This window comes from Streptomyces sp. NPDC057950 (genome assembly GCF_042887295.1).
In the GTDB taxonomy this organism is placed as follows: domain Bacteria; phylum Actinomycetota; class Actinomycetes; order Streptomycetales; family Streptomycetaceae; genus Streptomyces; species Streptomyces kaempferi.
In genome coordinates, this window is the sequence record NZ_JBHVPP010000008.1 from 1 (window position 1) to 12,269 (window position 12,269).

Annotated in this window: 12 protein-coding genes; 4 read left to right on the top strand and 8 right to left on the bottom strand. The window is 69.5% G+C overall.

What is annotated here, in order from left to right:
- The first annotated feature begins 592 nt into the window (after nucleotides 1–592).
- A complete protein-coding gene (locus ACFVTC_RS15390) occupies nucleotides 593–1,606 on the top strand; it encodes a CHRD domain-containing protein (protein WP_390127068.1) in 1,014 nt (337 codons plus the stop codon).
- 188 nt (nucleotides 1,607–1,794) lie between these two features.
- Here the strand turns inward: ACFVTC_RS15390 and ACFVTC_RS15395 are convergent, their stop codons facing one another.
- From ACFVTC_RS15395 to ACFVTC_RS15420, 6 genes are all read right to left on the bottom strand, one after another.
- Nucleotides 1,795–2,208: a hypothetical protein gene (locus ACFVTC_RS15395; protein ID WP_390127070.1), complete on the bottom strand. Its 414-nt coding sequence runs from the start codon at nucleotides 2,206–2,208 to the stop codon at nucleotides 1,795–1,797.
- On the bottom strand, nucleotides 2,205–2,348 hold the full coding sequence (locus ACFVTC_RS15400; protein ID WP_390127071.1) for a hypothetical protein: 144 nt from the start codon (nucleotides 2,346–2,348) through the stop codon (nucleotides 2,205–2,207). Before ACFVTC_RS15400 ends, ACFVTC_RS15395 begins: the two co-directional genes overlap by 4 nt.
- A gap of 151 nt (nucleotides 2,349–2,499) precedes the next feature.
- Entirely contained in the window at nucleotides 2,500–2,892 is a 393-nt protein-coding gene (locus tag ACFVTC_RS15405) for an STAS domain-containing protein (protein WP_390127072.1), read from the bottom strand.
- The gene (locus ACFVTC_RS15410; protein WP_390127073.1) at nucleotides 2,889–3,992 is read right to left on the bottom strand and encodes a B12-binding domain-containing protein; all 1,104 of its coding nucleotides are present in this window, start codon (nucleotides 3,990–3,992) and stop codon (nucleotides 2,889–2,891) included. Before ACFVTC_RS15410 ends, ACFVTC_RS15405 begins: the two co-directional genes overlap by 4 nt.
- Nucleotides 3,989–5,668 (bottom strand): SpoIIE family protein phosphatase, encoded by a 1,680-nt coding sequence (locus ACFVTC_RS15415; protein ID WP_390127074.1) that lies wholly within the window; start codon nucleotides 5,666–5,668, stop codon nucleotides 3,989–3,991. Before ACFVTC_RS15415 ends, ACFVTC_RS15410 begins: the two co-directional genes overlap by 4 nt.
- Before the next feature lie 177 nt (nucleotides 5,669–5,845).
- Complete coding sequence (locus tag ACFVTC_RS15420; protein WP_390127075.1) at nucleotides 5,846–7,051, bottom strand: PP2C family protein-serine/threonine phosphatase; 1,206 nt, start codon at nucleotides 7,049–7,051, stop codon at nucleotides 5,846–5,848.
- A gap of 97 nt (nucleotides 7,052–7,148) precedes the next feature.
- On the opposite strand from ACFVTC_RS15420, the gene ACFVTC_RS15425 reads away from it, so the two are divergent.
- The 3 genes from ACFVTC_RS15425 (at nucleotide 7,149) to ACFVTC_RS15435 (ending at nucleotide 10,639) form a co-directional block, all read left to right on the top strand.
- A complete protein-coding gene (locus ACFVTC_RS15425; protein WP_390127076.1) occupies nucleotides 7,149–7,637 on the top strand; it encodes a MarR family winged helix-turn-helix transcriptional regulator in 489 nt (162 codons plus the stop codon).
- A 242-nt stretch (nucleotides 7,638–7,879) separates the two neighbouring features.
- A complete protein-coding gene (locus tag ACFVTC_RS15430) occupies nucleotides 7,880–8,389 on the top strand; it encodes a GNAT family N-acetyltransferase (protein ID WP_390127077.1) in 510 nt (169 codons plus the stop codon).
- 330 nt (nucleotides 8,390–8,719) lie between these two features.
- The gene (locus ACFVTC_RS15435) at nucleotides 8,720–10,639 is read left to right on the top strand and encodes a hypothetical protein (protein WP_390127079.1); all 1,920 of its coding nucleotides are present in this window, start codon (nucleotides 8,720–8,722) and stop codon (nucleotides 10,637–10,639) included.
- 426 nt (nucleotides 10,640–11,065) lie between these two features.
- Here the strand turns inward: ACFVTC_RS15435 and ACFVTC_RS15440 are convergent, their stop codons facing one another.
- A complete protein-coding gene (locus tag ACFVTC_RS15440) occupies nucleotides 11,066–11,569 on the bottom strand; it encodes a hypothetical protein (RefSeq protein ID WP_390127080.1) in 504 nt (167 codons plus the stop codon).
- Between the two features lie 6 nt (nucleotides 11,570–11,575).
- On the bottom strand, nucleotides 11,576–12,052 hold the full coding sequence (locus tag ACFVTC_RS15445; RefSeq protein WP_390127081.1) for a transcriptional regulator: 477 nt from the start codon (nucleotides 12,050–12,052) through the stop codon (nucleotides 11,576–11,578).
- Nucleotides 12,053–12,269: the final 217 nt, after the last annotated feature.

A 12,269-nucleotide genomic window follows, 5' to 3' on the forward strand; every position in this document is an offset into this window, starting at 1 on the left:
ACACGCTGGAACAACTCCCACAACTCATCCGGCACCAGCCGCTCAACAATCCCCACCACGACCGGAAGCCTACCCAACCAAATGAGATGGCTTCTAAGCGTGGTGTGAAATTCTCAGGGCATCAGCTACGACCTGGCTGCCTGGGAGGGCGAGCGGCCGGGGGGATACGGTCACGCCCACGCCCTGCGGAATCTGTGACGCCGCGGTGGCGTCCCGCAGACACGGGAGCCCTGTCGCGGGGCGCTCCTGCCGTCGGACGGCAGGAGCGAACGCGCCGGCCGCTCCCGGCGCCCACTACAGAAGGCCGGCGAGTTGCCGCGGGGCAGGTGGCAGCCGAAGTCAGCGTCGGTGACCCCGGGGACGGAGACGCGCGGGATGGTGTGGGTGGCGCGCAGCTTCCTCGCCGACCCGGGCGGCGCGTAGGCCCGTGTCAGGGAACGGATGTCGAGATCGTGTCCGTAGTGATCTCGTCCGTTCTCAGGCGTGTCTCAGGACTGTCATCGGCTGAGGGAGTGGCGCGGGTGCCCCCGTGATGAAGGGAGAACGACCGCGGATCCTCCGCGGATCGGCTATCACGGGGAGAACGACCAGCATGTTCAAGCGTTTCGCGACCATCGCGATGACCGCCGCCACCGGCACCCTGCTGCTGAGCGCCTGCAACGGCGAGGACACTGCCGCCAACGCGAATGTCGCCCACCCCGCGGCGCGTTCGGCGCAGCACTCGGGTGCGGCGCAGGCGGCGGGTGTCATCGGCCGCTCTTCCAAGAACGCCCCGGGGGCGCGGTACTTCACCTCGGTACTCACCGGCGACAACGAGGTGCCCGTGAAGGGCAAGCCTGCCGTGGGTGACAAGGACGGCAGTGCGGTGGCGCTCATGCGCATCCAGGGCGAGGAGGTGTCCTTCGCCTTCGCCTGGACCGGTACCGGGACTCCGACCATGGCCCACCTCCACCAGGGGGCACGCCGCACGAACGGTGACGTGAAGATCCCGTTCTTCATGGACAAGCTCAAGGACGGCAGTCCGTTCGTGTTCGGCAGCGTGAAGATCACGGACGAGCGCCTGCTGCAGGCCGTCGAAGCCCACCCTGACCAGTTCTACTTCAACCTGCACACCGGCGAGTTCCCCGGCGGCGCGGTCCGCGGGCAGGCTGTCGCCCTGCCCGGAGCCGTCTCGCTGCCCGACGCCATCCGCCACTCGGCCCTGGCCGGCGTGATCAAGGGAGCACAGATCTACGCCTGCACGAAGCAGGACGACGGCTCCTACGCCTTCACCCAGGACAACGTCGACGCCACCCTCCACGGCGGCATTCAGCACAGCTTCGCCCAGCACGGGCCCGCCGGCCCCCCGCAGTGGATCGCACCCGACCACTCCTCGGTGACCGGAACCGTCCTGAACAAGTTCGACAACGGCCCCGGCAACATCCCCCAACTCCTCCTGCGCGCCCAGCAGACCGGCAAGAGCGAGGGACTGCTCTCCAAGACCACCAGCGTCCTGCGCCTCAACACCCACGGCGGCGTCGCTCCGGCCGGCACCTGCGACCCGAAAACCCACCCCACCGCGCACGTCCCCTACACCGCCGACTACCTCTTCCTCGCCACCAAGTAACAGCAACCCGCCCCCCGGCACACAGCAAGGCGATGCCGGTCGCCACGGACCGGCATCGCCGCACCTCGCTCGGTGGGTCGGCTTCCACGAGCAGCGGTTCGGACGGGACACAGACACAAGGTGAGGCGTGAGGGGGCGGCTCGGCCGGCCCGGCCGGGACCACTTCGACAGATGCGGGGGCGCGCCGTTCAACGTGCATGTCCTTCCTGGTGGTTCCGGTGGTTCCGGTGGCGGCGGTGGGAGAGGACGAGCGCCGCCACCAGGCCGGCTGTCAGAACGGCAGCGCTGGTGAGGAGGAGCGGATCGATCCAGCCGCTCACGAAGTCCTTCCGCGCGCCGTTGTCCCAGTGGCAGATCGCCCGGGGCGGTAGAAGGCCGCTTTCGTAGCGGACGAGGTGGACCGTGGGGCGCGGTTCGAGCAGGTCGGGGCACGCGTGTGCCGGGATGGTCGTGACGACCTGGAGGCAGCCGAGCAGATAGCAGACGATCCCCGTGATCGCGGAGGCCTTGACGATACGGACGAGCCGCCGGCGCTCTTGGGACCGGATGAAGGCGAGGCCGCACGCCGCGAGAAGAACCGCCAGGAGGAGGGAACCCGTCAACCGGCGGAGCCCAGGGGGAGCTTGGCGGGGTTGGCCGGCGACTTCGTCCGGCCGTTCTTCTCCAGCCCGGTGCGGGCGAACAACGGGTCGAGTCCGCGCGGTCGGCAGGAGAGCCGGGCGACCCGGCAGGTTATGTCCACCGTGCGCACTGTATCGCTCAGGGCAGGGGCGGCTGCTGGTCCGGACGTCGTGCTCGGGCACGCGGCCGCAAGAGGGGCCGTCGCGGATCAGGCCGGAGTGGGAGCTGCCGCGACACGCACCCACGGCGCTCGATGCCGCACGCGGTGTCAACTAGGGCGTGCGGGGCGGCGTGTGTCTGTCGGTGAGCGTCTGCTCGGCGTGCTCGGATTCGTACGCCTGCGGGAAGAGCCGGCGGACTCCGGTGGTGTTCATGATGCGTTCCAGGAAGGGGGGTGGGTTGTCGAGGTGCAGCCGTATGTTTCGCGCGGTGGTTTTGCGGTGGATCGTCAGCAGGGTGGAGAGGCCCATGGAGTCGCAGAACTGGAGTTCTGCGCAGTCGAGGCGCAGTTCGCACAAGTCTGGCTGTGCTGCGAGGCATTGGTCGGCGTGCTGAAGGAGTTCGTCGCTGGTCTCGTAGTCGAGTTCACCCACGAGGTAGAGGTGTGCGGTGCCCGGGCCGGCTTCAGCGGTGAGGGTGAAGGAGGAGTGGGGCAGGGCGGTCATGCGGGGGCTCCGGGGTGTGTTCCGGCTGGTGCGGATGCACTGCCCAGGGCGAGGCGGGCCTGGTCGATCAGCCGGGTGGATCGGGGGAAGTCCTTGAGTTCGGTTGCCAGGGTGTTCAGGGCGGGGTGCAGGGACTGGGCGGGGACGTGGCGTGCGGTGAGGATGCCCGCGGTCCAGGTGATGAACGTGGTGAAGAGGTCGTCGTCATCGGTGTAGAGGGCGACGGTCAGGAACTCGACGATGTGGGCGATGTCTTCAGCGGTGCGTTCGCGCTGTTGTGGGGTGTAGGCGGCCATCGCGGGAAAGCTGTTTTCCAGCTGTGCGAGGACTTCCTTGACCAGTTGGCCCTGGGCCCGGGCCACGAGGGTGTACTCCTGGTCGGCGAGGTGGGGCAGGTCGTCGATCTGCTGTCGTGCGGCGGCGAGGTCGGGGGCGGGGATGCCGTCGGCGAGGTGCCGGGCTGCGGCGCGTGCGTCGGGGGCCCAGGCGTTGGCGCCGAGGAGACGGGCGTAGCGGCCGTCGGTTCCGAAGGCGGCCCCGCCGGCGAGAACGGGTACGCCGATGGCCTGGCAGGCGGTGATTGCGGCGTGGGCGGCGGGCAGTCGGCTGGGGATCGAGGAGGAGAGTGCGACCGCGTCCGCCCCGCTGTTGTGGAGGTGGGCGATGAGGTGGGGGGTGGGTACTTGGGCGCCGAGGAAGTCGACCTGCCAGCCACGCAGGGTGAGGACTTCGGCGAGGAGGCGAGCGGGCAGGGCGTGCCATTCCTGGTCCACGCATGCCACGGTGATGCGGCCCCGGGTGGGCGGGGTGCGGGTGGCGGGGTGGTGGGCGAGGGCGGCGATGATGCGCTCGGTGATGGCGCTCGCCGCGTGTTCCTGCGCCACGCTCATACGGTTCGCGGCCCACTCGGTGCCGACTCTCGCCTGTACGGGGGCGATGGCGTCCAGCAGGATCGCTTCCGCGCCCAGGCCGTCTTCCAGGGCGGCGAAGACGATGTCCGCGGCTCGGTATTCGTCACGGTTGGTCACTGCCGTCCACAGCATGCCTTGCAGGGCCTGGATGCCGGCGGTGTCGGGGTCGTTGGGGTCGTGCCCTTTCACGTGGTGTACCTGCCTCGGGTGTGGCCGTTCACCGCGCTGAGCCGGGTCGTGCGGGGGGCGCTGATCGCGACGACGGCCATGTCGTCGTGGCCGGCGTCGCGCAGCCACTGGGAGGCGAGCATCTGGATGTGCTCGACGACGGCCTCCGCGGGCATGTCGGCGCACTCCGAGAGGGCTCGTTTCAGGCGCTCTTCGCCGAACAGTTCGTCGCCGCGCGGTCCGCCGCGGGCCTCGGTGAATCCATCGGTGTAGAGCAGGCACGTCTCGCCCGGTCGCAGGATGGCGTCGGCGGAGTGCACCGCGATCGTTTTGAGGGCTCCGATGAGAGTGCCGTGGGTGCGAACCTCCTCGACGCTGCCGTCCGTACGGACCACGAGGGGGACGGGGTGGCCGGCCGAGGTGAGGTGGAGCCGCACCTGGTCGTCGGTGCGTTGCACCGAGGCCATCACCAGGGTCGCGAAGCGGGCGTGGTGGGAGGTCAGGAGCGCGCCGTTGAGGAGCTCGAGCATCCGCCCGTGATCGTCGGCCATCGGCAGGAGCGCCTGCAGGGTGTTGCGGATCTTGCCGGTCAGGACTGCCGCGTCCAGGCCCTTGCCGCACACGTCGCCCAGGACCACCAGTGACGCGTCGGCCGGGGTGCTGCCGGGGTGGACGTCGTAGAAGTCTCCGCCCACCCGCTCCCTGGCCCCGGCCGGCCGGTAACCCCCGGCGATCTCCACCCCGTTGTGCCGCTGCAGTCGTGGGGGCAGCAGATCCCGCATCAGAGTCTGCGTGATGGAGCTCTGCTCGCTGTAGAGGAGGGCCGCCGACAGGGCCGCGCCGGCACGGGCGGCGAACAGCCGGGCGAAGAGCTCCTCGTTCTCGCTGAACGCGGCGTGGTCCGTTACGCGTAGCAGGATCAGGGCTCCGGCGGGCACGCCGTGGCCGGGCAGGGGGGTCACGACGACGGACCCGATCGTCCCGCTGAAACCGTGCGGGATGATCCAGTCGGGCAGTGTCGTGGGATCGATCCAGCGTGAGGCCACCGGGGGGAACCCCTGCAGCGCCTCGCTGAGGCCCGGGACCTGAGACGGGTCGGCTGTGATCAGGGTGCGGGTGACGTCCTGGCCCGCGATCGCAGTCGCGACGGGCAGTTTCCTTCGGGATGACGGGGTGACGACGATCGCCACGTCCGCGAGATGTTCGGCGGCCAGTCGTGCGGTGGCGGCCATGCACCGCTCGGTGTTCAACGAGGCGAGCAGGACGTTGGACGCCTCCGCGAGGAATCTGGTGCGTGCGCGCTCGGTGGCGAGTGCGTCTTCGGCGAGCCGCCGGTCGGTGTCGTCGACCAGCCACCACACCACGCTTCCGTCCTGGCCCCGGGTGGGGTGCGCCTCGAAGCTGTGCTCCGCGATCCGCCCCGATACCGGAGCAAGGACCTCGACGTCCTGGTGGTCGCGGGCCGCCTGCCTACGTACGACCGCGTCCTGGTGGGCGTGCGCCAGCCAGCTCGGAACCGCGTCCGACATGCTGGCCCCCGGTACCGCGCTTTCCAGCAGAAGGGAGGCCGCGCGGTTCACTTCCACGACGCTGCCCGCCGCGTCGGCCATGATCACGGGGTAGGGGGCCAGAGCCCACAGCCCGGCCGTACAGGGCTGCTCGGTTCTGGTAACGCAGATGCCCTCGGTAGAGGCCATGAAGAGGGCCCGCCCGGGGCGAACCGCACCACCCTTCCCACTGGAAAAATACTTGCCTTGCGGCAAGCATTTACCAGGCGTGTCATCGATAGCAACCCACCCCCGCGGGCGACCGGCCCCGGGGGGTGTGCAGCGCGGCGTTGCTCACAGCGCAGATTCGAAACCTTCACAGGAAGGTCATACGGCTGGTGTGCGGGAGTGAGCGGGTCGGCCGTGCCAGTCCAGGCACATCACCAGGGAGTCGTCCACGGCCGGGCTGGAGCCGCGGTACCCGAGCAGTTCCTCCAGCATCGCTCTGGGCACCTGCGAGGCGGGCAGCAGACGGGTACTGGTGATGGATCCGGCCAGCGCGCGCAGGCTGTACTTCTCACCGCCCGGTGACAGCGCGTCGTAGACGCCGTCGCTGATGAACAGCAGCCGGTCTCCCGGTTCGACGTGGAAGTGCTGGGCGACGTAGACGGTGTCCTCGAACATGCCGAGCGGAAACTGCGCTTCCAGCTCGATGGGCTCGATCGTTCCTCTGCGCACCCGCCATACGCGCGGCGAACCGGCGTCGATGATCTCCACGTCCCCGGTCGGGAGGTGGAAGCGGAGCAGCAGCATCGACAGGTACTGGCTTCCCCGGTGCTGCCCGTAGACGGCCTGATCGGCCAGATATGCCTGATCGGCCAGGTCCAGGCCGGCCCGGCGGGCATTGCGCAGGGCGTTGATCCCGAGGTTCGTCAGCAGCGCTGCGTCGATTCCCTCGCCCATGCCGTTGCTGACGGTCACATACAGGTCATCGGTCGAGGCGGACCAGTCGAAGCTGTCGCCGAAGATCGCGTACGCGGGTTCCAGCTGGGCGCCGAGGCTGTACTCGGGGCGGGCGCAGGAACGTCCCGGCAGCAGTTGCCACTGCATCTCCGCGGCCAGTGTCAGCCGCTCAGCCCGGCGCGCCTGCAGGAACAGATCGGTGTCCCGCTCCGCGACGACCACCTCGTGTGCCAGCGCGTCGGCGCACTCCTGGAGCTCCTCCATGACGTCTTTCGCGACTCTGTCCTCCCCCTCCCCCCCGGCCGGCAGGGTGACGCTCAGGATTCCCAGCCGGTCCCCCCGGACGCTGACCGGCAGGTGAGCCGTCACCGTGGATGCCGATCCGTCGTACACGCAGTACGGTTCCTGGGCGCCGAACGCGCGGCCCGGAGCACTCGTGTGCGCGGAGACCGGGGGGCGGGTGGTGGGCAGTAGCCCCACGGGCTGCAGCTTCGTCATGGCGTAGTCGGCCATCAACAGCTCCACCCTCCGGGCTTGATGGCGGCGCTCGATCAGGCTGCGGATCACGTCGAAGATCTCATGGGGCGCGGCCTCGCGCAGGGAACGCTCGACCGTGCTGGGTCTGTCCACCGGTGCCGGTCCTTCTTTCCTTGACATATCTTCATCTGTGCGACTGTCGGTATCGACCAGCCGGAACGAGCACAAAAGGCTCACGCGGGAGTGTCACATGCGCAAGGCCCCCACCTCCTTCCACCAGCACGCCTCCCCTGCCGTGCCCGAGATCGGCCTTGTCCTCGAGCTCCTCGAAATCGCCTGGGAGCGCGGCCGCAGCACGCTCAGCACCGCGCCGCTCTCCACCGCTCAGACCCGCGTGATGTACATCATCGAACGCGAACCCGGCATCAATCTGAGCACGCTGGGCCGCCACCTTTCGGCAGCCGCGCCGTCCGTCACCCGCCTCTGCGACCGCCTCCAAGCAGCCGGATATCTCCGCCGGACCCCACGCCCCGAGGACCGCCGCGAAATGCAGCTGGAACTCACCGACATCGGTATCGCGCACCTTCACAAGCTCAGGCTCCGCCGGGAACAGGTACTCCACCAGGCCATGACCCGCATGACCCCCGACGCACAGCACGCCCTCGCCACCGGACTCAGCGCACTGTGCGACGCGGTCAGCGAACCCGCCATCGCGATCGACCGCGAGGAAACCGCCTGAGTTTTCGCCTTCGACGAGTTCGGGCCACTCGGCACCCGGCCCACCACCGGCTGCGGCCGGACGCCAACTCCAACCGTCCCGACCACCCGGCGCAGACCCGGGCACCGCATTCCCACCTGTGCCGGTGCAACGCCAACGCCCGTATCTGGCACGGGTCTGGCACGGGTCTGGCACGGAGCACGTTCGGGGTTACGCATGATCAATGCTGTGCGACGATCTTCGGTGAACGCGAGGAGAAGCCGGTGAGACTGCGCAACGTGTCGCCTGACGATGTCGACGCGTATGTCCGGATGCGGTGCGATCCCGTCATGATGGCTGGCCTAGGTGGCCCCCAGCCGCCTGAGGAGATGGCGGCCAAGGTATGCCGGGATGCCGAGCAGGCGGCGGCCGACCTTGCCTGGTTCAAAATGATCGTTCCTGATCCGGCCACCCCCGAGATGGTGGCAGGGACGGTCACCCTCTGGTCCCACACCACCGATGACGGACCGGTCTCCGAGATCGGCTGGATGGTTCTGCCTCAGTTCCAAGGGCAAGGACTGGGCAAGCGCGCCGTGCGCGCACTTCTGGAACAGGCTCGGGACGAGAACCGCTGGGGAGTCGTGCACGCCTTCCCGGCAACGAACAACGCCGCCTCGAACGGCATCTGTCGCTCGGTCGGTTTCCGCTTCGTCTCCGAGACCGACCTGACCTTCGCCGGTCGGACCTTCAAGACCAACCACTGGGCCGTGGACCCGAGGACGGACCTGACCTGACGGGACAGGTGCGACCGCACCGGCGCCCGGACGACCCGGACACGGTTCGGCTCGGCTCGGCTCGGCTCGGCTCGGCTCGGCTCGGCTCGGCTCGGCTCGGCGAAGATCGTCCCATGGCGTCGGACGGCGAAGGTGATCGGGTGTTCCTCCGCTGTCGGCCCTTTCGCTCCGCCAGGGCTTTGGAGCGGGCCGGCAACGCACGAGGCTCCCGTGCCGTGGGAGGAGGTGTTCGGAAGCCTCAACCCGTCGGCAGACGTGTACGCGGGTGGGGGCGGTTGCGCCTGGGCTGAGGGCCTTGTCCCAGCGTGAGCCGATGGGGATCATGACCGGGTGCAGCACCGACAGGAACTCCATGAACTACTCGCACACGCCGGACTCACGGTCGTCGAGGACGTGTGCCCGGGCAGCTTGTTCCCGCCGGAAGCCGGCTGGCGGATCGCGCGGGGAATCGCGGCACCGGACGGCGCGGCCCGGGAAGCTCTCGACGCCGCGTGGTGGCGCCGTCTTTGCGATGCCGACGGCGAGTTCCTGGTGGCCGTACTCGGGCACCGGACCGGCGGCAACGACTCCTGGTGGACTCGGGTCCGGTACGCAGGGAGCGGTGTGCCGGAGCTGACCGGCGACCCCGGGTTCGTGGCGCTCTCCCCCGACGGGCAGGTGTTGCTGGCGGAGGTGTCCGGCGCGTACGGGTCTCGGGTGACGGCCCTCGACCGACTGCCGGAGCGGCTGGAGGAGGCCGCCGCGGCCGCCGGGCGCGAGACGGAGGTCGAGCGCGCCGAGGTGTGGGCGGCGGTGCCGGGCCGACGTGCGTGGCCTCTGCACTGGGCCGAGGGGATCGGGTCCAATCCGGCCGCGACGGACGAACTGCTGATCCGGCTGCTGGATGTGGAGGCGGGCTTCCTGTACAGCTGCGACCGGCCTGCCGTGCTCGACGCCGCCGTGGCGCATCCCGATCCGCAAGTGCGGTCGAGGCCCGCGGACACCTTCCGGCCCAAGCTCACATCCGATCAGTGGGTACGCCTGGTCCGCGCCGAACCGTCGCCGGGCCGGCGCGTGCACTGGGCCGAACATGCCTGCGTCTGGGGCGTCGAACTCCCCGAGGACCTTTACGACGACCTTCTCGCAGGCCCGTCCCGCGCTCAGGCCGCCGAACTCCCGGGGCTCCCCGCACACCACTTCCCCGGCCTCGCGGCCGACGCCGATCCCCGGGTGCGGGCGGCTGCCTGCGCGCGGTGGGAAGACCTCGCCGCGCCGCTGCGGGCGCGACTGCTGGCCGACACCGACGACGCGGTGCGTACGGCGGCGCTGCTCGCCCACCACAACGGCGTCCCCATGCCCCGCGAGGTTTTCGCCGCGCTGCCCGCGCCTCTGCGCGCGCTCGAACAGTGCCGTCTCTCGCCCGACCTGGAGGCGGAACTGGTCCGGGACGGGGACACGGAGGTACGCCGAGCACTGGCCGCCAACCCGCGGCTCAGTGCGCACAGCGTCGCCGCCCTGGCCGAGGACCCGTACGACGACGTCCGCTCGGCGGTGGCGCTGCGGCCCGACCTCGACGAGGAGCAACGCGCCGCGGTGCGCCACGACTTCGACCCGACGTCGATGTCGCGCACTCTGCTCTGGGTCGAGGTCCTGCACGGTGACGACGAGGCGATGCGCCGCCTCGCCGTATCGTCCCATCCACTCATCCGCCGAAGCGTGGCCCGTGCCCGGCGTCTTCCCCCGGACGTCGTGGAGCGGCTGGCGCGGGACGAGGACCGGGCCGTCCGCCTGTTCCTCGCCGAATCGTGCGATGACGCGCCGGCCGGGATGCTGCTGGACGTCTGGCGCTGGTGGGACGGCAGCTTCACTCATCCCGACCGCCCCCGCAGCCACCCCAACTTCCCCCGTACGGGCCTGCTGCGCTACGCCGGCGACCCCGGTGGGCGGATGCGCCGCCTGGCCCTGGACGATCCGGAGTCCACGCCTGCCGACGTCGCACGTCTCGCCCGCGACCCGGAAGTCGAGGCGCGCCGCCGCGCGGCCGAGGACACCCGGCTGTCACCGGCTGACGCGGTGCGGCTGCTGAACGACCCGGCGGCCCACGTCCGCGGCATCGCGATGCGCAATCCGCGGCTGCCGGCCCGCGTCCTTGCCGAGCTGCTGCACGAGCGCGACACGGCGTGCACAGCGGTCACCAATCCGGCGATCCCGGTCTCCGTCCTGCACCGCATCCTGGCCGTGGCCTCGGCAGCCGTGGCAGCCCGGCGCTGAACACCGCACGTTTCGACGAAGGACTCGGACGCTCCCGGGGCGCCCCGACCTGCACAATCCGCCTCGCCGGCAATGGCTCCACCGGTCAGGGCCGGTGCTCGCGCTGACCGGCCGTCACTCGGCGGCCGAGTTCCCTTCCGCCACCTCCACCGCCAGAGCGCGTCGACCCGGTGGTCGTGCTCGAAGCCGTCACCGAGAGGCCCCACCCGCTCGATCGCCTCGGCGGTGCGCGGGTCGTCGCGCCGCGAAGTGCGGTGCGCGGCCCGCTCGGAAGCCGGGGCGGCGGTCACGGACCGCTTCGTCCAGTGTCCGGACAGCCGTTGCGGCGTCGAAGCCAGGGCGTGTTGCGAAAATCCCGCCTGCCTCGCGGGCGGGCGGGCGGGCGGGCGGGCGGGCGGGCGGGCGGCGGGACTTTCGCAACACGCCCTAGTCGCAACCGGGGACAGAGAACAGGCACTTCGAGGTGAAGCGGTCGTTGCCCGCGACCAGCTCCTGCGTGATCAGCTGGTTCCTCTCGTCGTTGACCTCATCGATCTCGTGCTTCAGTTCGACGATCCGCAATCGCAGGCTCGCGTTCTCATCCCTTGTGTCGTCCAGGGCCTTTGCATAACTGGCGATCCGCAGGGCGGTCACGGCGACTCGACGGTCCACGGCGTACTCGAGCTGCTCCACGGCCCGCTCGCGTGCCCGCATGTCCGACTCCATCCGCCGCCGCTCTTCGGCGATCTCGTTGAGGTCCCGCCGAGTCCGTGCCGCGGAGACCACCAGCAGCGAACGCATGGTCGCGGCCAGGAAGCCGACCGCGCCGGCGGACAGGAACCCCGTTCCTCCTGCGGCCAGTTCCCAGGTGTGGCGGAAGACGCCCTCGCCGACCAGTATTCCGCCGGCAGTGCAGCCCGCAGTGGACGCGATCGCCAGTCTGTACCCCACTTCGTCCTACCCCCTTGCCAAGGTTCCCCGGCCCTCTGCTGCGTCCGTCTCTTTTTGCAGCTGGATGGCGTGGAAGATGCCTCCGAGGAGCATCGAGCGGATTTTGGGATCGGAGATCCCCCATGCGTCGGCCGCGTCTTCCGGGGTGAGTGTTGATGAGGGTACCGCCCGAATTGATGGTTCGGGCCCGTGTTCCGAAGGAAGCGCACCACTTTCAACCAACATTTCCCGTGGATCTACGCGGAGGATCTTTGCCCACTTCGTGACTTGCTGCGGAAGGGGAAGGGTCTCGCCGTCGAGGGTCCGCGAGATCGTCGTGGGCTTCGTGTCGAGCAAACGGGCCAGCTCGGCCCGGCCTCCCTTGTAGGGCCTCACGTCGAAGCCGGCCTCGATCGCTTTCCGTGTGAGGTAGGTACCGAAGGCCTTGACGCGAGCTTTTCGCTCCTCGCGTGTCTCCTGGTGGGGATCTTCCATGCTGCGCATGTTCGGAGAGTAGCGCGCATGCGAGCTACCTAAGCAGGAGTCTCACGCATGCGTTTTCGCAGGTCAGGAACGCAACACCCGTTTGTGCAGGCCAGATAGGCCAGCCCAGAGCCCGTCCGCGTCGAAAAAAGTTTCATGCGACATAAGTGAATAGTTGCGCTCATGCGAGTTATTTGATTGACTCTCACACGCGCGAGTGAAGTCGCACTCGTGAGAG

Coding starts and splice junctions, on each gene's coding strand:
- ACFVTC_RS15390 (WP_390127068.1), top strand. CDS start 593: ATGTTCAAGCGTTTCGCGACCATCGCGATGACCGCCGCCACCGGCACC.
- ACFVTC_RS15405 (WP_390127072.1), bottom strand. CDS start 2,892: ATGACCGCCCTGCCCCACTCCTCCTTCACCCTCACCGCTGAAGCCGGC.
- ACFVTC_RS15415 (WP_390127074.1), bottom strand. CDS start 5,668: ATGGCCTCTACCGAGGGCATCTGCGTTACCAGAACCGAGCAGCCCTGT.
- ACFVTC_RS15425 (WP_390127076.1), top strand. CDS start 7,149: ATGCGCAAGGCCCCCACCTCCTTCCACCAGCACGCCTCCCCTGCCGTG.
- ACFVTC_RS15445 (WP_390127081.1), bottom strand. CDS start 12,052: ATGCGCAGCATGGAAGATCCCCACCAGGAGACACGCGAGGAGCGAAAA.